A 21,133-nucleotide genomic window follows, 5' to 3' on the forward strand; every position below is an offset into this window, starting at 1 on the left:
TCTCGGGGGTGGGGGTGGTCTCAGGTCGCGTCGGTGCGCGGCGCGCGTGCGTGGTGGAGGAACGACGACACGACCCGGCGGAACTCGCCGGGATGCTCGACGCTGGGCACGTGCCCGCACCTCCCGAGGACGTGCAGTCGTACATCGTGGAGCAGGCCGAGGAGGGGGAGAGCCGCGGTCGCGAGGGGAGTGACGCCGTCGTCGGCGCCGTGCACCAGGAGCACCGGAGCCCGTACGGCCGCGAGTGCCTCCTCGGACAGGGTGAGGTCGTCGACCCAGCGTTGCCGCGGGGGAGGGAACAGGGTGTCGAAGGCGGAGGCGCCGTCGACCATCGCCCGTGCTCGCGCATCGACGGCGTCCGGTGTCACCAGGGACCGGTCGAGCAGGAGCCGCTCCAGCATGTCGCGGGCACCGTCGACACCGGGCCTGGCCGCCCACAGGGCGTCGAGGTCGTCGGACAGGGGAGCCCCGGGCGCGCCCAACGTGGACACGGCCACGACCTGGGTCACGCGGTCCGGGAGCGAGGCGGCGAGCGCGAGGGCGACGGCCCCGCCCATCGAGTGGCCGACGACGGCGAAGGAGCCCACGCCGAGGGCGTCCATCAGCCCGGCTGCCCGGTCCGTCCACACCTGCAGCCCGCCCCTCGAACCCGGAGGGAGGGCGGATCCACCGAAGCCGGCGTGGTCGGGCGCGACGAGGCGCCACGACGTGCCGAGGGCCTCGACGGTGGCTCCCCACGCCCCGGACCCGGTGGTGCCGGGTCCGGAGCCGTGGAGGAGCAGCACCGCAGGGCCGTCGCCCCCCTCGAGGAGGCGGACGGGGTGGCCCAGGACGTCGAGGGTGCGGGTGGACGTCACCGACGTACGTCGGGGGAGCTCATGACGATGCGGAGTCGATCGACTTGTCGAACAGCTCCATCATCGCCCGGCCGAACCACGGCATGTCGGGCCAGCCCCGGCACGAGACCAGGTTGCCGTCGACGACGTCGGGCGCGTCGATGACCGTCGCGCCGGCGTTCTCCATGTCCCCGGTGATCGGCGGGAAGCACGCGGTCTTGCGACCCTTCAGCAGCCCGTAGACCGCGGGCACCTGTGCCCCGTGGCACACGAGCGCGATCGGCAGGTCGCGGGCGAAGAAGTGCTCGGTGATCCGGCGGACGTCCGCGTCGGTCCGGATCCACTCCGGTGCGCGGCCGCCGGGGATGATCAGTGCGTCGTAGCGCTCGACGTCGACCTCGGCCCACGTGAGGTCGACGGGGAGCTTGCGCCCGTTCTTCTCGACGTAGGCGTCGGAGTTGGGGTCGAACTCGTGGATCACGAGCTGCACGTCGCGGGTCGTGAGGTTGGCGACGTCGACGTCCCACCCGCCCTCGCGCACGCGGTAGTAGGGGTACATGGTGTCGAGCTCTTCGGCGGCATCGCCGGTCATGAGCAGCGCTCTGGGCAACTCGGTCTCCTCGCACGAAAGGGTGAGTGAACTGGCCCCCATCGGGTCAGATCAGATCGGATTTGATTTTGGTCCGGCTGACAACAGTGGCGGCTCGGGGCGCGCCGCGTCAAGCCTCCTCGCCGACCCAGGTGTCGTTCGTCCCCCCGTCGAAGAGCCGGCGGAAGCGGTCGCGCGAGAGCAGGATGTGGCGGCGCATGGCGTACGCCGCGGCGTCGGGCTCGCAGGCCGCCACGGCGGCGAGCACCTCGTCGTGCTCGCCCATGGCGGCGTAGGTGACCTCGGTGTCGAAGACCAGGCGGAACAGGTGGACGTGGGTGTGCAGCCGCGCCAGCGCCTCGCGCACGAGCTGGTTGCCGGCGGTCTCGGCGATGAGGTCGTGGAAGGCCGCGTCCCGCAGTCCGAAGGTGCCGTAGGCGAGGTGGTTGTCGCCCTGCACCAGGTCGGCCATCTCCTCCAGCATCCGGCGCAACGCGGCCACCTGCTCCGCGGAGGCACGCTCAGCAGCGCGCCTCGCGGCGGCCGGCTCGAGCAGGAGGCGCAGGTCGACCATGTCCTCGAACCGCTCCCGCGTGATCTGCGGAGGGATGCGGTAGCCGGCGTGCGGGACCCGCACGACCAGGCCATCGGCCTCCATCCGGTTCAGCGCGTCGCGGATCGGTGTCTGGGAGACGCCGAGCTCACGTGCGAGTGCGTCGATGGTGACGCGCGAGTCGGGCACGATCCGCAGGGACATCAGCTGCCCGAGGAGGGTGTCGTACACCTCGTCGGCCATGCGGCCGCGGCGGCGCGCCAGATGGGTGTGGTCCGGACTGGACCGGTTGCCTGCCTCGCTGAGTGATCCTTCGTCCACGTCGTGAGGTTCCTCTCCTCGAATGGTCGTCCGTGTTGACACGGTGTGACGCATGCCTCATGATCACCGATCAGATCCTATAGGAAATGGCAGATCGCACAGAGCGATGAGCCGGTCCTTCCCGTGCTTCTCGATCCCCCGGAGTGTCCATGAGCATGCTCGCCGTCCTACGTGGACCGCAACAGGTCCTCTTCGGAGCCGGTCAACGAGCCGCGCTCGGACGGGTCACGGCCGCCCTGGGATCCCACGCCCTGGTCGTCACCGACGCCCGGTTCGGCAGCACCCCCGAGTTCGCCGACCTGGTGCGGCTCCTCGAGCAGGCCGGTGTCCGGGTCACCGCGTTCACCGAGGTGCTGCCCGACGTGCCCGTCCACCAGGTCGGGGAGTGTGCCGAGCTCGCGAGCCGGGTCTCGCCGGACGTGGTCGTCGGCATGGGCGGTGGCAGCTGCATCGACCTGGCCAAGGCCGTGGCCGTCGTCCTCACCCACGGGGGGCAGCCGTCCGACTACTACGGCGAGATGCGCGTCCCGGGTCCGGTCCTGCCGGTCGTCGCCCTGCCCACGACCGCGGGCACCGGCTCGGAGGTGACCCCGGTCGCGGTGCTCACCGACCCGGAGCGCACGAGCAAGGTCGGCATCTCCAGCCCGTTCCTGATCCCGCACACGGCGCTGTGCGACCCCGAGCTCACCCTCGGCTGCCCGCCCGGCCTCACGGCCAGTGCCGGTGCCGACGCCCTGTCGCACGCCATCGAGGCGTTCACGGCCGTACGCCGCCCGGTGAGCCCCGAGCTCGCCACGGAGCGCGTCTTCGTCGGCAAGAGCGAGATCGCCGACACCTTCGCGCTGCTCGGCATCCGGCTCATCGCCGGGAGCCTCTTCCGCGCCTGGTCGGACCCGACGGACATGGAGGCCCGCGAGGCGATGATGCTGGGGGCCACCGCCGGCGGGTTCGCCCTCGGCACGGCCGGCACCGCAGCGGCGCACGCCATCCAGTACCCGGTGGGTGCGATCACCCACACCCCCCACGGTATCGGTGTCGGTTGCCTCCTGCCCTACGTCATGGAGTTCAACCGACCCTCCCGGATCCCGGAGCTGGCCACCGTCGCGCTCGCCATGGGCGCCTCGCCCGACTCCTCGCCCGAGGACCTGGCCGACGAGGCGATCCAGAGGGTCGCGGACCTGCTCGCCGCCGTCGAGGTGCCGCGCACGCTCGCGGACCTCGGCCTGCCGGCCGATCGGCTGCGGTGGACCGCCGAGCAGGCGCTCCTCGCCGAACGGCTGGTCACCAACAACCCCCGCCCGCTGGACGTCGACGCGCTGGAGCAGATCGTGCGGGCCGCGCACTCCGGCGACCGGGGTGCGCTGCGCGACGCGGCCCCCGTCCTGGCCGGTGCCTCTGCTGCGACGACGGCGGACGGCCGATGACGACCGTGGACGCGCCACTGGCGCCGGTGCTGGACGCGATCGACGTGCCGACGGAGCTGTTCGTCGCAGGCGAGTGGCGCCCCGCCGCGAGCGGACGCCGGATCGAGGTCAACGACCCGTCGACCGGTTCCGTGCTCGCCTCGGTGGCGGACGCTGACGTGGACGACGCACGCGCCGCCGTCGCCGCCGCTGCCGGTGCGGCGGCCGACTGGGCCGCGACCAGCCCGCGCGCACGCGCCGACCTCCTGATGCGGGCCTTCGGCCTCATGCAGAGCAGGAGCGAGGAGCTCGCCCTGCTCATCAGCCTCGAGAACGGGAAGTCGCTGGCCGACGCACGCGGCGAGGTCGCCTATGCGGCGGAGTTCTTCCGGTGGTACGCCGAGGAGGGCGTACGCCTGCACGGCCACCTCGGGTGGTCGCCGAGCGGCGCGAACCGACTGGTGGTCGGCTACCAGCCCGTCGGGGTGAGCGTCCTGGTCACCCCCTGGAACTTCCCCGCCGCGATGGCGACCCGCAAGATCGGGCCGGCGCTGGCGGCAGGATGCACGGCCGTGCTGAAGCCGGCCGCCGAGACGCCGCTCACCGCGCTGGCGGTGGCGGCGATCCTCGAGGAGGCCGGGCTGCCCGACGGCGTGCTCAACGTCGTCACCACGTCCACGCCCGGTCCGGTCGTCGAGTCCATGCTCACCGACAGCCGGGTGCGGATGGTGTCGTTCACCGGGTCGACCGAGGTGGGCCGCGTGCTGCTGCGCACGGCGGCGGAGAACGTCCTCAAGTGCGGCATGGAGCTCGGCGGCAACGCCCCCTTCGTTGTCCTCCAGGACGCCGACATCCCTGCGGCGGTCGAGGGCGCGATGGTCGCCAAGATGCGCAACGGCGGCCAGGCGTGCACCGCTGCCAACCGCTTCTTCGTGGCCGACGCCGTCCACGACGCCTTCGTCGAGGGCCTCGTCGCCCGGATGGGCGACGTCAGGATGGGGCCGGGCAGCGACGAGGCCACCCAGTGCGGGCCGCTCATCAACGACGCTGCCGTCCGCAAGGTCGACGAGCTCGTGCGCGACGCCCTCGACCGCGGCGCCCGGGCGCTGCTCGGGGGAGCCCCCGCCGGGGGGCAGGGCCACTTCTACCCGCCCACCGTCCTCGTCGACGTGCCGCACGACGCGCGGATCCTGCACGAGGAGGTCTTCGGACCCGTCGCGCCGGTCGTCCGGTTCGAGCGGGAGCAGGACGTCCTCCCGCTCGTCAACGACACGGTCTTCGGCCTCGTCAGCTACCTCTACACCGCCGACCTCGCCCGCGGCCTGCGCATGGCCGAGCAGATGGAGAGCGGCATGGTCGGCCTGAACCGCGGGCTGGTCTCGGACCCGGCCGCACCCTTCGGCGGCACCAAGCAGAGCGGGCTCGGCCGCGAGGGCAGCACGGAGGGCCTCCTCGAGTTCATGGAGGCCCACTACATCGCGACGTCCTGGTGACCGGCGAGACCCCACGAACCCAGCACCACCCTCGGGCAGAGCACCAACCAACCGATCCCCCGATGCAGGAAGCAGGAGAACAGATGCGGTACTCGAAGCGAGCGGGACTCTCGTCCCTCCCCGGCCGGAAGGTGCGGCTGGCGACGGCAGCGCTCCTCGTGGCAACGACCTTCGCCGCGTGCGGAGGTGGTGGCGACGACGGCGACGACGACGGAGGCACCCCGGCGGCCGGCGGCCCGAAGGCCCCGGCAACCGTTCCCGAGCTCTCCGACGACCCGACGACCCTCAGCTTCGTCTGGTTCGAGTGGCCGCCCGCGCAGGCGCTGGAGGACTTCGCCAACGCGGAGTACACCAAGGAGCGGCCCAACGTGACCATCGAGGTCAACACGGTCCCCAACGCCAACTGGCACGACGCGATGTTCACGCAGTTCGCGGCCCAGCAGACCGACTTCGACATCGCGATCCTCGACTCGCAGCACATCGGCGAGGCCGTCACCAACGGCAACATCCTCGACATCACCGACTTCGTGAACGAGAACATCGACGTCGACGCCTACGACCCCTACCTGCTCGCTGCGTACGGCCAGTACCCCCAGGCCGAGACCGGTCAGCGCGACGAGGACGCCAGCCTCTACGGCCTGCCCCTCCTCGGTGACACCTGGACGATGATCTACCGCAAGGACCTCATCGGCGACGAGCCGCCGGAGACCTGGGACGAGATGATCGACACCGCCCAGAAGTGCCAGGACGAGAACCCGGGCGTCAGCGGCCTCGCCTTCCACCAGGCCAACGGCTCCGACGCCGCCGCCGTCACCTACAACACCGTCAACGGTGTCTACGGCGGCAACCTGTGGAACTCGGCCGACAAGCAGATCGAGGGCGTCATCAACGACGAGGCCGGCCAGAAGGCGATGGACGTCCTGGTCAACGAGATGAAGCCGCTGACCGCCAAGGGCTCCGGCAACTGGTTCATCGACGAGACCAACGCCGCGGTCGCCCAGGGCAAGGCCTGCATCGCGTTCCAGTGGATCGCCGCCGCCGGTGGCCTGCTCGACCCGGCGCAGTCGACGCTCGGCACCACCGAGGACGAGATCCTCGACAAGCTCGGGTTCGCGACGCTCCCGACGCAGGACTCCGACGTCGTCCCGCTCGGCGGGATGGGCATGCACATCTCGGCCTACGTCTCGGAGTCCCAGCAGGCCGAGGCGCTCAACTTCATGAAGTGGTTCGAGCAGGAGGACATCCAGAAGAAGTGGGCCGCTGCCGGCGGTGTGCCGTCGCGCACCGACGCCATCCAGTCGCCGGAGTTCCTCGAGGCCGGTCCGTTCAACCAGGTCTACGCCGACTCGGTGGCCCGCATGCGTGACATGTGGAACGTCCCGGAGTACGCCAAGCTCATCGACATCGAGAACACCAACGTCAACGCCGCGCTCAACGGCGCCAAGAGCCCCGAGGACGCACTCAACGACATCGCCGAGCAGCAGCAGGGCGTGCTCGACGGCGGCGGCGGGCTGTGAGCTGACCCGATGACCACCACGACCGACCGCCCGGTGCAGGAGGCGTCCTCGACGACTCCTGCACCGGGGGGTTCCCCCCGTCTCAGCGACCGCGGCCTGGCCGTGGCGTTCATCTCCCCTGCGTTGCTGCTCCTGCTCGGGATGTCCGTGTTCCCACTGCTGTGGGCGCTCTACCTGTCCTTCACCGACTACTCGGCCACCCGCGCCACGGGCGCCAACTTCGTCGGCTTCGACAACTACAGCCTCATCCTGGGCTCGTCCGAGGTGCACAAGCGTGCCTTGACGACGTTGATCTACGTGGTCGGTGCGGTGCTGCTCCAGACCGTGCTCGGCTTCTCGATCGCCTACCTGATCTCGCGGCGCACGCGAGGTCGCGGTGCGCTGACGACGCTGTTCCTGGTGCCGATGATGCTCTCGCCCGTGGTGGTCGGGCTGTTCTGGAAGTTCATGCTGGACGCCCAGTTCGGCGTGATCAACTCGATGCTCGGCTCGCTGGGCTTCGGGCAGGTGGAGTGGCTCACCCGGCAGCGGACCGCGCTGTTCTCGCTGATCGTGGTCGACACGTGGCAGTGGACGCCGTTCATCATGCTCATCGCGCTCGCCGGGCTCACGGCGGTCCCGAACTACCTGTACGAGGCCGCGTCCATCGACCGTGCCTCCGAGTGGTTCCGCTTCCGGCACATCACCCTGCCGATGGTCTGGCCGCTGCTGCTCATCGCGGTCATGTTCCGTGCGATCGAGGCGTTCCGGCTGTTCGACCTCGTCTACATCCTCACCAGCGGCGGCCCAGGCGTCTCCACCGAGACGCTGTCCTTCCACGTCTACAAGGTCGCGTTCCTCGGCTTCAACACCGGGACCGCCTCCGCCTACGGGATCCTCATGGTCCTCGTGGTCATCGTCCTGGCGCAGTTCTACCTGCGCTACCTGAACAAGCTCAAGGAGGGCTGATGGCCATCTCCATCGACGAGGCCGTGCCCGCCCCGGTCACGGACGACGCGCCTGCCGCGCGCCGCCGAGGAGGGCGGGCGCGCAGGGTGATCGAGGTCGTGCTGCTCGTGGCCCTGGCCGTGGCGATGCTCTTCCCGGTGCTGTGGATGGTCGAGACGTCCATCAAGGAGAACCGCGACGTCTACGCCGTGCCGGCGAAGTTCTTCAACTTCGACTTCACCCTCCAGCACTTCAAGGACGTGTTCGTCGCGCAGGGAGGCGGCAGGTCGGACCTGTCCGGCTCGTTCCTGAACTCGGTGATCGTCGCCGGTGCCTCGACCATCCTGGCCACCGTGCTCGGCGTGCCGGCGGCCTGGGCCTACTCCCGCTTCACCCTGAAGGCCAAGAAGGACCAGCTGTTCTTCATCCTCTCGACCCGCTTCATGCCGCCCGTCGTCGTGGTCATCCCGATCTTCCTGATGTACCGCGAGCTCGGGCTCATCGACAGCAAGCTCGGGCTCATCCTGATCTACGCGGCGTTCAACGTGCCGTTCACGATCTGGATGATGAAGGGCTTCGTCGACGAGGTCCCCGCCGAGTACGAGGACGCCGCGATGCTCGACGGCTACACCCGGCTCCAGGCGTTCCGGAAGTTCACCCTGCCCCTGCTCGTGCCCGGCATCGCCGCGACCGCGGTCTTCGCCCTCATCTTCTCCTGGAACGAGTTCGTGTTCGCCATCTTCCTCACCTCCAGCCAGGAGGTCCGTACGGCTCCTCCCGCCATCGCCGGCCTCATCGGCGGCACGACCGTGGACTGGGGCCTGGTGGCCGCCTCCGCGGTGGTCTTCGCCCTTCCCGTCCTCGTCTTTGCCTTCCTCGTGCGCAAGCACCTGGTCGCCGGCGTGACCCTCGGGGCGGTGCGTCGCTGATGGCGGGCATCGAGGTCACCCAGCTGCACAAGCGCTACCCCGACGGGACCGTCGCGGTGGAGGAGGTCGACCTGTCGATCGGTGACGGCGAGCTCTTCGTGATGCTCGGCCCCTCCGGCTGCGGCAAGACCACGACGCTGCGCGCGATGGCCGGCCTGGAGCGGCAGACGTCCGGTGACATCCGGATCGGGAGCACGTTGGTCAACGACCTGCCCCCGGCCGAGCGCGACATCGCGATGGTCTTCCAGTTCTACGCCCTCTACCCGCACCTGAAGACCCGGGACAACCTGGCCTTCCCGCTGCGCGCCGAGGGGTTGCCGGAGAAGGAGGTCCGCGAGCGGGTCGCCGAGGCATCGCGGATGATGCAGCTCGACCCGCTGCTCGACCGTCGCCCGCACCGGCTCTCCGGTGGCGAGCAGCAGCGCGTGGCACTGGCGCGTGCGCTGGTGCGCCGGCCGCAGGCCTTCTTGATGGACGAGCCGCTGACCAACCTCGACGCCGAGCTGCGGGCGGACACCCGCACCGAGATCAAGCACCTGCAGGCGGAGCTGGGAACGACGATGGTCTACGTCACGCACGACCAGGTCGAGGCCATGTCGCTCGGGCACCGCATCGCGATCCTCAACAAGGGACGCGTCGAGCAGGTCGGCACCCCGCTCGAGGTCTACGACCGGCCGGCCAGCCTCTTCTGTGCCTCGTTCATCGGCTCGCCCCCGATGAACCTCATCGACGTCGAGGTCGCCGAGGGAGCGTTGCGTGGAGCCGGGGGCCTGGTCCTCCCGCCGCCGCCCGGCCTGCCGCGCGACCGCACGCTGGTCGCCGGCGTACGACCGGAGGCGCTCGAGGTCACCGCAGCGGGGACCGACGGCACGGTGGCCGCGCGCGTCGTGTCGGCGGAGGCGCTCGGCGACGAGATCATCTACGTCCTCGACCACGGCGGCGTTCGGGACGTCCGCGTCCGGATGCCACCGACCGTCCGGTTCGCCCCGGACGCCCCGGTGGGGCTGCGGCACGCCGGCGGGACCCCGCCGGTCTACGACGTGAGCACGGAAGAGCTGGTGGCCTGATGGGAACCGTGGCAGCACACGAGCTGCGCAAGTCGTTCGGGGAGGTGCAGGCCCTCGACGGCGTCACGCTGGACGTCCCGGACGGCTCGTTCTTCGTCGTGCTGGGCCCCTCCGGCGCGGGCAAGACGACCACCCTGCGCGCCATCGCCGGCCTCGAGAGGCTCGACGGCGGCACCGTGCACCTCGACGGCCGCGACGCCACCGCCGACACCCCGGCCGCGCGCGACCTGGCCATGGTGTTCCAGAGCTACGCGCTCTACCCGCGCAAGACGGCGTACGAGAACATCGCCTCGCCGTTGCGTGCCCGTCGCGCGTCGTCGGGAGAGATCAAGGAAGCGGTGCAGAAGGTCTCGGAGCTCCTCCACATCGAGCGGCTGCTCGAGCGGCGCTCGTCGCAGATGTCGGGCGGTGAGCAGCAGCGCGTCGCCCTGGCGCGTGCGCTCGTACGACGGCCGCGAGCGTTCCTCATGGACGAGCCGCTGACCAACCTCGACCTCAAGCTCCGCGTCGAGATGCGCACCGAGCTGACCCGGATCCACCGCAGCCTGGGCGGCACCTTCGTCTACGTCACCAACGACCAGGTGGAGGCGCTCTCCATGGCCGACCAGGTCGCGGTGCTCCGCGAGGGCAAGGTGCAGCAGGTCGGGACCCCCACCGAGGTCTACGAGCGGCCGGCCAACCAGTGGGTCGCCGGCTTCGTCGGCAGCCCCCGCATCAGCCTGCTCGCCTGCCACGCCGAGGGTGACCGCCTGGTCGGCGCCCAGGGCTGGTCCCTGCCGCGTCCGCGCTGGACCACCGCCGAGGACGGACGACCCCTGATGCTCGGTCTCCGCGCCGAGGACCTGTCGGTCGAGACGCGGAGCGAGGCGTCCCTGCCGGGCGAGCTCTACGGGTTCGAGCCCCTCGGGGACCGCACCGTCGTCGACGTCAAGGTGGGCGAGGAGATGGTCAAGGTCAAGGCCCGCCCCAGCGTGACCGGGACGCCGGGCGAGCAGCTCGCCGTGGCGGTCGACCTCGACCGCGCGCACCTGTTCGACGCCGGGACCGGTCTCGCGCTGTCGGAGGCCGGCCGGTAGCCGCCCCCGACTGCACGGACCTACCCGATGTGAGACCTTGACCCGCATGAGGCGCGGGCTGGAGGGCGAGCTGCTGAGGGCACTGGTCGACGGCGGTCCACAGACCAGGAACCAGCTCGCCCGTTCGCTCGACGTCCCCCGCACCACCTTGTCGGTCTCCCTCCGCTCGCTGGCCGCGGCCGGCCACGTCGAGGAGGGGACGCTCGCCGCGAGCTCGGGAGGTCGGCGCTCGCTCCTGGTCCGCATCTCGCCCCGGCGACGGGTGCTCGTCGTGTCGATCGGCGAACGCAGGGCGCGAGTGGTCCTCCTGGACGGGCACCTGACCATCGCCAACAGCCTCAGCGTGGACCTCCGGGACCGTGGCACCGACGTCGACCTGCTGGCGGGCACGGTGCTGCGAGCGGTGCGCCAGCTGCTGGGGGACGACGTCCCCACGGCGATCGGGACGGCGACGCTGGACGTGGAGTCGTCCCTGCACCTGCGCGTCGCGCAGCAGGTCGCCGAGACCTATCCGGACACTCCCCAGGCCACCATTGCTGCGGTGCGGGCGATGGCACTCGGCGAGAGACGAGCCGGGGTCGCGCGCGGCACGGACGACCTCGTGGCGATCCGGCTGGGGGACACCGTCACCTCGACGACGATCTCGGGTGGGCACCTCGACCACGGCGCGTCGGGTCGCGCCGGGGAGATCGGACACCTGCGCGTGGAGGAGTTCGGTCCCGCGTGCACCTGTGGCCTCACCGGCTGCCTGGACTCCTTCGTGAGTGCCGGCGCGCTCGTCGAGCAGGCCACCGACCTCACCCGCCGGGGGCGCTCCCCGGCGATGGGGCCGGTGCTCGAACGCACCGGGACGCTCGTGCTCGACGACCTCGTGACCGCGGGACGGTCCGGCGACCCGGTCGTCGCCCAGCTCGCCCGTGACCTCGGCCAGCGCCTCGGTCGGGTGGTGGCTGCCCAGGTGGCGCAGGTCGACCCGCGGGTCGTGGTGGTCGGCGGACCGGTGGCCGCCCTGGGGCGTCAGCTGCTCGGCGAGCTGCGCGCGACGGTCTACCGCCTCGCGCCGGCCCGGGCGGCCGAGGACCTCGACATCGTGCTCAGCGAGCTGGGGGAGCAGGGGGTGGCCGTGGGTGCCGCGTCGGCAGCGATCGACGCGTGGAGCATGCACCCCACGGTCGGTTGACGGCCGACTTACGACCGTTTCGGTCGTAATGAGAACCGCCTCCGTCACAAGTGCGCATTTCGAATTGGAAATGTCCTGTGGCCACTTGTCGCCCTCCTCGGCACGGCCTTAGTTTGGGCGTCGTCCCAACAAAGCGTGATCGTGGTCACATCCAGCTCGGAGAGGAGGCGCCATGTCGACGATGCCCCAGTCCGCCACGGACCACGGCCTCGCCAACTTCGACGTCCGGCGCTCGAACCTCGGGCTCGCGCTGCGTCACCTGCGCGACCACGGTCCCCGTTCGCGTGCCGCGCTGGCGGCCGAGCTGGGCATGACCCGGTCCACGATCTCGACCCTGGTGTCCGAGCTGATCGAGCGCGGTCTGGTGACGGACGGACAGCCGGTGCACAGCACGGTCGGCCGACCGAGCACCGCGGTCGAGGTCGACGGCCGCACCGTGTGCGGCATCGGTGCCGAGATCAACGTCAACCACGTCTCGACCATGGCGCTCGACCTCCGCGGCGAGGTGGTGGAGGAGCGCAAGCTCGCCCTCGACGCCCGCTCGCTGGACGCCGAGCGCGTCCTGGCCCACCTGGCCGACCTGGTGCGCGAGACGGTGTCGTCCCTCGAGGTGCGCGGCGTCTCGATCGCCGGTCTCACCGTCGGCGTGGCCGGGCTCTACGACCAGACCCGGGACGTGCTGACCCACGGCCCCAACCTCGGCTGGTACGACGTACCGGTCGGGGCGATCCTGCGCCGCGACCTCGGCGCGACCTTCCGCATCGTCGTCGACAACGAGGGCAACCTCGCCGCGGCGGCCGAGGTGACCCCCGGCGACCCCGGTCGCCAGGACATCCTGGTCCTGCACGGTGAGGTCGGCGTCGGTGGCGGGATCGTCAGCGGTGGACGCCTGCTGCGCGGCAGCCACGGCTACGCCGGCGAGTTCGGCCACATGATCGTCAAGCCGGGCGGGCTGCGCTGCGGCTGCGGTCGTCAGGGCTGCTGGGAGACCGTCAGCGGACTGCGCGCCCTGCTCGAGATGGCCGCGGACCCCGACGACCCCATCCGCAACCCCGCGATGGCCCTCGACGACCGGCTCGCCGAGCTCAACCGCCGGGCGGACCTGCGCGACACCCGTACCCTGCGGGCGCTGGACGACGTGGGGGGCTGGGTCGGGGTCGGTGCGGCCGTCCTCACCAACGCGCTCAACCCCGCCACGATCGTGCTGACCGGCTACTACGCCGCCGTCGGGCACCACATGCGCCCGGCCATCGAGCGCGAGCTGCGCGCGGGCGTGCTCGCACCCGACTCCGGCGGCACCCGCGTCGAGCTGTCCACCCTCGGCTTCAGCGCCGCCGTCCGAGGCGGCGCCACCGCGTCGCTCGAGACCGTCTTCGCCGATCCCACGCAGGTGGCTCGTCGGACCGTGCCCGTGGGTGGGGTCCCGTGAGCACCAACCCCTAGCAACCACCCCCTACCCCCCTGGCAACCACCTCCCATCAGCCTCGCCCTCGCGGCGCGGCACGACCGCACGACCGCACGACGTACCACCGCACCACCAGCACGTAGGGCCGACGCCCGGGGACCCGCCCCGGAACCGATGGAGCGCAATCCATCACAACGAAGGGATCGTGATGAACTCACTCATCACGCGGCTGCAACGACGCTCGCGCGTCGTCGTCGGCTCGTCCATGGCCGTCATCGTGGCGCTGCCGCTCGCGGCAGCGCTCGGCATGGGCGTCTCTGCGGCGGCCGCCGCCGAGACGGGCCGGGCCGCCGACACGGCACGCACGACCACCACCTCCGACAAGACCTCGGGCAAGTCCTCGGACAAGTCCTCCGACACCTCCTCCACCAAGCTCGGCAAGGCCGAGCCGTGGACCCTCGGCCAGACCGCCGACGCGGCCGCCGAGGCCGCGGCCGCGGGCGAGCAGTTCGACGCACTGCTCTTCAACAAGACCGCGGCGTTCCCGCACACCAACATCCCCGTCGCCACCGCCGCCATCCAGCAGCTGGGCGCCGACAACAACTTCAACGTCACCGTGACCGCCGACAGCACCGCGTTCACCGACGCCAACCTCGAGCAGTACGAGGTGGTCATCTTCCTGTCCACCACCGGCGACGTGCTGAACGAGACGCAGCAGGGCGCGTTCGAGCGCTACATCCAGGCCGGCGGTGGCTACGCCGGCATCCACGCGGCCTCGGACACCGAGTACGACTGGCCCTGGTACGGCAACCTGGTCGGCGCCTACTTCAACAACCACCCCAACGGCACGCCCACCGCGACCGTCAAGGTCGAGGACCCGGCGCACCCGTCGACCGCCGGCCTGCCGAAGCGCTGGGAGCGCACCGACGAGTGGTACAACTTCCGCACCAACCCGGCGACCGCACGCAACAAGATCCACATCCTCGCCTCCCTCGACGAGACCACCTACGCCCCGGGCACCGGTGCCATGGGCGTCGAGCACCCCATCGCCTGGTGCCAGGACTACGACGGTGGCCGTAGCTGGTACACCGGCATGGGCCACACCGACGCCTCCTTCGCCGACGCGAACTTCCTCAAGCACATCCTCGGTGGCATCGAGACCGCCGCCGGTGTCGTGCCCTCGGACTGCAAGGCCACCCTCCAGCCCAGCTTCGAGAAGGTCGCGCTCGACGAGAACACCACCAACCCGATGGAGCTCGCCATCGCCGACGACGGGCGGGTCTTCTACATCGACCGCGCCGGCGCGGTGAAGATCATCCTGCCGAGCAACGGGAGCGTGGTCACCGCCGGCACGGTGCCGGTCTACACGGGTCAGGAGTTCGGTCTCCTCGGTATCGCCCTCGACCCCGACTTCGCCACGAACAACCACGTGTTCCTCTACTACGCACCGCAGGGCACGGCATCCATCGACCGGATCTCGCGGTTCACGATGAACGGCAACACGCTGGATCTGTCATCGGCGGTCACGATCCTCGACGTCCCGGTGCAGCGCAACGAGTGCTGCCACGCGGGTGGGTCGATGGAGTTCGACCACGACGGCAACCTCTACCTCGCCACGGGTGACAACACCAACCCGTTCGACTCCAACGGGTTCAACCCGATCGACGAGCGTCCTGGCCGCGAGGCCTGGGACGCCCAGCGGACCTCGGCCAACACCAACGACCTCAACGGCAAGGTGCTGAAGATCAAGCCCTCGGCCGGTGGCGGTTACACCATCCCCGCCGGCAACCTCTTCGACGAGGCGGCCGACACCCAGCAGAAGACCCGGCCCGAGATCTACGCCATGGGCTTCCGCAACCCCTTCCGCATCGGTCTCGACGAGCAGAACAACAAGCTCCTCGTCGCCGACTACGGCCCTGACTCGGGCTCCACGAGCGCCACCCGTGGCCCCAACGGCCGGGTCGAGTGGAACATCCTGAACCAGCCCGGCAACTACGGCTGGCCCTACTGTGTCGGCGCCAACACGCCCTACAACGACTACAACTTCGCCAGCGGCACGGCTGGTGCGACGTTCAACTGCGCCGCTCCCGTCAACGACTCGCCCAACAACACGGGCCTGACGAACCTGCCCCCCGCGAAGGCTGCGGTGATCTGGCAGAGCAACAACGCCTCCATCACCGGCACTCCGGAGATCGGGGCCAGCGGTGCGCCGATGACCTCGGGCACCTACGACTACGACCCCGACCTGGTGTCGGACCGCAAGTGGCCCGCCTACTTCGACGAGAAGGCGATCTGGGCCGACTGGAACAACAGCCGGCTCTTCACCGTCCAGATGAACGACGGCGGCACCAACTACACCGACATCAACCGGTTCCTGCCCAACCTGCAGATGCGTCGACCGCACGCGCTGCAGTTCGGCCCGGACGGCGCGCTCTACATGATCGAGTGGGGCAGTGGGTTCGACGGCAACAACGCCGACTCGGGCGTCTACCGCATCGACTACGTGGAAGGGGAGCGTTCCCCGACCGCCCGCGCGACCACCGACAAGACGTCCGGTGCCGCTCCGCTGACCGTCAACTTCGACGGCACCGGGTCGTTCGACGGTGACACCGGCAGCAACGTCGGCCTCACCTATGCGTGGGACTTCACCAGCGACGGCACCGTCGACGCCACGTCGCCGACCGCGTCCTTCACCTACAACGCGGCTGGCAACTACACCGCCCGGTTGACCGTGACGGCCGCGAACGGCAAGACCGGTACGACGAACATCGACATCGTCGCGGGCAACAGCGCGCCGGTGGTCGACCTGCAGCTGCCGCTCAACGGTGGCTTCTTCGAGTTCGGCGACACCATCAAGTACAAGGTGGTCGTCACCGACGCCGAGGACGGCACGATCGACTGCAGCAAGGTCATCGTGCAGCCGGGCCTGGGCCACGACCAGCACTCGCACGGCTACGAGCAGTACACCGGTTGCGAGGGCAGCTTCGTGCTTCCCGGTGACGCCGGACACTCCGGAGCCAACGTCTTCGGCACCGTCACCGCCACCTACAAGGACGGTGGCAACGGCGCGGCTGGTTCCCTCACGGGCATCGACGGCGCGGTCCTGCACACCAAGAAGAAGGAAGCCGAGTTCTACGACCAGACGGGTCGGACGGGCTCGAACACCGCCGGCACCGCCGGTGTGGCCACGCAGACCACCACCGACACCAATGGCGGCCTCAACGTCACTGGCGTCGAGACCGGTGACTGGTTCCGCTGGGACGTCATGAACCTCACCAACATCACCGGGGTCACCATGCGGGCCGCCTCCACCACGACGGGTGCCACGTTCGAGGTCCGGCAGGGTTCGCCCACCGGCACCGCGATCGGGACGCTGACGGTGCCCAACACCGGCGGCGCCCAGACCTGGCAGAACGTGTCGACCACGTTCACCGGAGCGACGACGACCAGCGTCCCGCTGTACTTCGTCGCCACCACCGGTGGAGCCAACGTCAACTGGGTGGAGTTCGCCGGCCGTGGAGTCACCGACAACACGCCGCCGACGGTCTCGATCAGCGCGAGCAAGCTGACCGGGTCGGCCCCGCTGCCCGTGGACTTCACGAGCACGGTCAGCGACGCCGACAACGACGCCCCGTTCACGTACGCGTGGAGCTTCGGCGACACGACGACGTCGACCGCGCCCAACCCGAGCAAGACCTACTCCAACCCGGGCAAGTACACCGTCTCCCTGACGGTCACCGACGCCCGTGGTGCGAAGACGACGAAGACGACGGAGATCACCGTCACCGCTGCGGCGCCCATCTGCTTCAGCGGCCGGTCCGACGACTTCCTGGGCACCTCGCTCGACACGTCGCGCTGGAACCAGAGCGTGCGGGTCAACCAGTCGCTCACCGTTGCCGACGGGACGCTCAACATCCCGTTGACCAACTCTGACCTCTACCAGACCACGAACACGACCCCGAACATCGTCCTGCAGAACCTGCCGGGCGGAGCGTTCGAGGCCACCACCAAGGTCACGCTGAACGCCACCAAGGGCTATCAGCAGGGCGGTCTGATCGTCTACGGCGACGACAACAACTACCTGAAGCTGGTCTACTCGGGCCGCTCGACGGCAGCTGCCGGCAGCAAGGCAGCCAACATCATCCAGTTCGCCAAGGAGGTCAATGCCACGGCCACGGAGACCAACTCCGCCAACCTCGGCGCGGCCTTCCCCGACACCGTGTGGCTGCGGCTGTCGAGCACCGACGGCAATTCCGTCACCGCCTCGTACAGCTCTGACGGCGCCACCTGGCTCCCCGTCACTGCGGCCAACGCGGCTCGCGACCTCACCGGCATCACGTCACCCAGGATCGGGCTGCTCGCCCTGGGTGCCACGGCTGCGGGAGCGGCGGACAACCTGACGGCGAAGTTCGACTACTTCACCCTCACGCCGGACGACACGGCCGTTCCGTGCGCCACTCCGTGCCAGGTCGAGCAGTTCAACGGGAACGCGCTGGACCTCACGAGCTGGAACCGCAGCGTGCGCGTCAACGACACGATGACCGTGGCCGACGGGACGCTCAACATCCCGCTGACCAACTCCGACCTCTACCAGACCACCAACACCACGCCCAACGTGGTGCTCCGGGACCTCCCGACGGGCAAGTTCGTGGTCACCACCAAGGTCACGCTGAACGCCACCAAGGGCTACCAGCAGGGCGGTCTGACCATCTACGGCGATGATGACAACTACATCAAGCTGGTCTACTCGGGCCGCTCCACCGCGGCCGCGGGGAGCAAGGCGGCCAACATCATCCAGTTCTTCAAGGAGACCAACGCCGTCGCATCGGAGACCAACGGTGCAGCACTCGGCGCGGCCTTCCCCGACACCGTGTGGCTGCGGCTGTCGAGCACCGATGGCAATGCCGTGACTGCCTCCTACAGCAGTGACGGCGCCACCTGGCTCCCCGTCACCGCCGCCAACGCAGCACGCGACCTCACCGGCATCACGGCACCCAAGGTCGGTCTTGTGGCCCTGGGGGCCACGGCCGCCGGTGCTGCGGACAACCTCGTGGCGAAGTTCGACTTCTTCACGCTGGGTCAGGACGACACCTGCCAGCCGGGCGGGGGGCCGAGCGACACCACGGCACCCACGACGACGCTGACCATCCCGCTCCCCAACGGGCAGGCCGGCTGGTACAACACGCGTCCGTCGTTCACCCTCGCTGCCACCGACAACACGGGCGGGTCGGGCGTCGCCTCGACCGAGTACCGGATCGACGGGGGCACCTGGACGCCGTACACCACTGCGGTGTCGGTGCCCGGTGAGGGGACGAAGCTGATCGAGTACCGCTCCAAGGACTCGGCCGGCAACGTGGAGTCCATCAAGTCGCAGACGGTCAAGATCGACACGGTCGACCCGACCGTGACGAGCGCGACCGCAGGCACGACCACCAAGACGGTCACCCTGACCGCCACCGACGCCACCTCGGGTGTGGCGAGCATCGAGTACCAGATCGGCGACGCCACGACGTGGACGACCTACTCCACGCCGCTGACGATCGACGAGGTGGGCACCAAGGTCGTCCGCTTCCGGGCGACCGACGTGGCGGGCAACGTCTCGGACGTCGGCACCACCACCGTGGTGGTCGACGACTCGACGAAGCCCGAGGTGGGGGCCACGGTCCTCGGTTCGTACGCCGGGGAGCTGGTCGACCAGGCCAGCACGGGCGTCACGGGCGAGGCCACCATGGTCTCCGCGGCCGACGGCAGTGGATTCACCACGACCGTGGAGCTCACGCTCGCGGGTCTCGACCCCTCGCAGAACTACGAGTCCCACCTGCACATCGGGACCACCTGCGGCGGGTTCGCGGGCCACTACCGCGACGACCCGGCCGGCGACGGCGTGCCGCCCAACGAGCTGTGGCCGACCAACCCGGGTTGGACCGCAGGATCGGGTGAGGCACGGATCAAGGCCGCCGCCGACGGTACGTCGTTCGCGACTGCCACGGTCCCGTGGGCACCTCGCATCCAGGGCGGCATCCTCGCCCTGCACCGCGACGGCGCGATCATCGGCTGCGTCGACCTCGACCTCACCGGCCCCGGGACAGTCGTCCTGGACGCCACGGACGATGTCGACGTCACCTCGCTGACCTACACGGTCGACGGGGGAGCCGAGACGGCGTACGACGGTCCGTTCGAGATCACGGCCCCGGGCACGCACGTCGTGTCCTACACGGCCAAGGACGCGGCGGACAACACCACGACGGGTTCGTTCGAGGTGGTCGTGCCCCAGGGCGAGGAGCCGCCGGTCGAGACGGCCAAGCCGAGCGTCGCGATCACCACGTCGCCCGCTGCAGCCAACGGCCGCAAGAACTGGTTCACCGCACCGGTGACCGTCACCCTCGCGGGTAGCGGTGGCACGGGGAACCTCAACCTGGAGTACCGCATCGGCAACGGTCCGTGGACGGCGTACACCGCGCCCTTCACCATCAAGGCCGACGGCGTCACCCTGGTCCAGGCCCGGGCGACGGACACGACCGGCAAGACCTCCGCGGTCGAGACGGTCACCATCAAGATGGACGCGACGGCGCCGACGCTGAGCATCAGCGGGATCGCCGACAAGGCCAGGCTCGACGTGGCTGCGGTCCGTCAGGCCCTGGTCAACGCCACCGACGCGACGTCCGGGGTCACCGAGCGGGTGGTCCGTCTCGACGGCGCCCTCGTGGACTCCCCGACCCGCATCGACGCGCTGTCGCTGCGGAGCGGGAGCCACACCCTCTCGGTCACCGTGACCGACGAGGCGGGCAACCAGGCGTCGTCGACGATCGGCTTCAAGGTGGTCGCCAGCTATGGCGGTGCCAAGAAGCTCGTGAAGCGGCTCGACCGTGAGGACACGATCGGCGCAAAGCTCGGCACGAAGCTCAAGAAGGAGCTGAAGGCCGTGAAGCGCGCCGACAAGAGCAAGGAGAAGGGCGAGGCCCGCAAGGCCATCAAGCGCTTCACCAAGCTCGCCTCGAAGGTCGACGACGCGGAGGCCAGGAAGGCTCTCAAGCACCTCGCCCGCACGCTGAAGAAGCAGCTGTAGGCGCGGGGAGGAGAGAGAGGAGAACGTCCGCACAGGGGTGACTCGGCCGGCGGCACCGCGAGGTGACGCAGCCGACCTCCCCCGGGTTCGGCCCTGGGGGAGGACGGTGGTCGGGTCCCCGTACGGGCGGGGTGGTGGCGCCGACAGGCGCCGCCCCCCGCGACCGGTGCCGGGACAGCGCGCTCCGTCCCGGCACCGGTTCGCACCAGTGTCACCGCACCACCGCAGCACCGACGTCAGGACCGCACGACCACCGCCATCCGAGGAGCCCGCATGCCACGCCCGATCACCTTGTTCACCGGCCAGTGGGCCGACCTGCCGTTCGAGGAGGTGTGCCGGCTCGCCTCGGGGTGGGGTTACGACGGTCTGGAGATCGCCTGCTGGGGTGATCACTTCGACCCGTGGGCGGCGGTGGAGGACGACTCCTACGTGCCGGCGAAGCTGGAGGTGTTGAAGAAGCACGACCTCCAGGTGTTCGCGATCAGCAACCACCTCAAGGGTCAGGCGGTGTGTGACGACCCGATCGACGAGCGGCACCGCGGGATCCTGCCGGACCGGATCTGGGGTGATGGTGACGCCGAGGGTGTGCGTCAGCGGGCGGCGGAGGAGATGAAGATGACGGCCCGGGCCGCACGCCGGCTCGGTGTCGACGTGGTGGTGGGGTTCACCGGGTCGTCGATCTGGAAGTACGTCGCGATGTTCCCGCCGGCTTCCCAGGACCTGGTCGATGCGGGTTATGAGGACTTCGCCACCCGGTGGAACCCGATCCTC

14 protein-coding genes are annotated in these 21,133 nt (G+C 70.0%); 11 read left to right on the plus strand and 3 right to left on the minus strand.

The annotated features are described in order from the left end of the window. Window positions 1-20 precede the first annotated feature (20 nt). The 3 genes from JI751_RS05590 to JI751_RS05600 all read right to left on the minus strand — a co-directional run bounded on the left by JI751_RS05590 (window position 21) and on the right by JI751_RS05600 (window position 2,299). Window positions 21-857 carry an alpha/beta fold hydrolase gene (locus tag JI751_RS05590; protein ID WP_201934350.1) on the minus strand — a complete coding sequence of 279 codons (837 nt, stop codon included), beginning with the start codon at window positions 855-857 and terminating at the stop codon, window positions 21-23. Between the two features lie 19 nt (window positions 858-876). Beyond that, window positions 877-1,446, minus strand: coding sequence for a DJ-1/PfpI family protein (locus tag JI751_RS05595; RefSeq protein WP_201934352.1), 570 nt, complete (start codon window positions 1,444-1,446; stop codon window positions 877-879). Window positions 1,447-1,555: 109 nt separating this feature from the next. Then, window positions 1,556-2,299 (minus strand): GntR family transcriptional regulator, encoded by a 744-nt coding sequence (locus JI751_RS05600; protein WP_201934353.1) that lies wholly within the window; start codon window positions 2,297-2,299, stop codon window positions 1,556-1,558. Window positions 2,300-2,448: 149 nt separating this feature from the next. Here JI751_RS05600 and JI751_RS05605 point away from each other — a divergent pair, with 149 nt between their 5' ends. From JI751_RS05605 to JI751_RS05655, 11 genes are all read left to right on the plus strand, one after another. Then, the gene (locus JI751_RS05605) at window positions 2,449-3,723 is read left to right on the plus strand and encodes an iron-containing alcohol dehydrogenase (protein ID WP_201934354.1); all 1,275 of its coding nucleotides are present in this window, start codon (window positions 2,449-2,451) and stop codon (window positions 3,721-3,723) included. Continuing rightward, complete coding sequence (locus JI751_RS05610) at window positions 3,720-5,195, plus strand: NAD-dependent succinate-semialdehyde dehydrogenase (protein WP_201934355.1); 1,476 nt, start codon at window positions 3,720-3,722, stop codon at window positions 5,193-5,195. The genes JI751_RS05605 and JI751_RS05610 overlap by 4 nt, the downstream gene beginning before the upstream one ends. A gap of 83 nt (window positions 5,196-5,278) precedes the next feature. After that, a complete protein-coding gene (locus JI751_RS05615; RefSeq protein ID WP_201934358.1) occupies window positions 5,279-6,712 on the plus strand; it encodes an extracellular solute-binding protein in 1,434 nt (477 codons plus the stop codon). 9 nt (window positions 6,713-6,721) lie between these two features. Next, the gene (locus JI751_RS05620) at window positions 6,722-7,660 is read left to right on the plus strand and encodes a carbohydrate ABC transporter permease (protein WP_201934360.1); all 939 of its coding nucleotides are present in this window, start codon (window positions 6,722-6,724) and stop codon (window positions 7,658-7,660) included. Continuing rightward, window positions 7,660-8,568 (plus strand): carbohydrate ABC transporter permease, encoded by a 909-nt coding sequence (locus JI751_RS05625; protein ID WP_201934362.1) that lies wholly within the window; start codon window positions 7,660-7,662, stop codon window positions 8,566-8,568. The genes JI751_RS05620 and JI751_RS05625 overlap by 1 nt, the downstream gene beginning before the upstream one ends. Further along, entirely contained in the window at window positions 8,568-9,635 is a 1,068-nt protein-coding gene (locus tag JI751_RS05630) for an ABC transporter ATP-binding protein (protein WP_201934363.1), read from the plus strand. Before JI751_RS05625 ends, JI751_RS05630 begins: the two co-directional genes overlap by 1 nt. A gap of 8 nt (window positions 9,636-9,643) precedes the next feature. Beyond that, a complete protein-coding gene (locus JI751_RS05635) occupies window positions 9,644-10,711 on the plus strand; it encodes an ABC transporter ATP-binding protein (RefSeq protein WP_201934365.1) in 1,068 nt (355 codons plus the stop codon). A gap of 46 nt (window positions 10,712-10,757) precedes the next feature. After that, complete coding sequence (locus tag JI751_RS05640; protein WP_201934367.1) at window positions 10,758-11,891, plus strand: ROK family transcriptional regulator; 1,134 nt, start codon at window positions 10,758-10,760, stop codon at window positions 11,889-11,891. Between the two features lie 172 nt (window positions 11,892-12,063). Then, window positions 12,064-13,320, plus strand: coding sequence for an ROK family transcriptional regulator (locus tag JI751_RS05645; protein ID WP_236665557.1), 1,257 nt, complete (start codon window positions 12,064-12,066; stop codon window positions 13,318-13,320). Between the two features lie 184 nt (window positions 13,321-13,504). Continuing rightward, window positions 13,505-20,362 (plus strand): ThuA domain-containing protein, encoded by a 6,858-nt coding sequence (locus tag JI751_RS05650; protein WP_201934369.1) that lies wholly within the window; start codon window positions 13,505-13,507, stop codon window positions 20,360-20,362. Window positions 20,363-20,635: 273 nt separating this feature from the next. Beyond that, on the plus strand, window positions 20,636-21,133 hold a 498-nt coding region (locus tag JI751_RS05655), incomplete at its 3' end, for a sugar phosphate isomerase/epimerase family protein (RefSeq protein WP_201934372.1).

The organism is Nocardioides baculatus, from assembly GCF_016735675.1.
In the GTDB taxonomy this organism is placed as follows: Bacteria; Actinomycetota; Actinomycetes; order Propionibacteriales; family Nocardioidaceae; genus Nocardioides; species Nocardioides baculatus.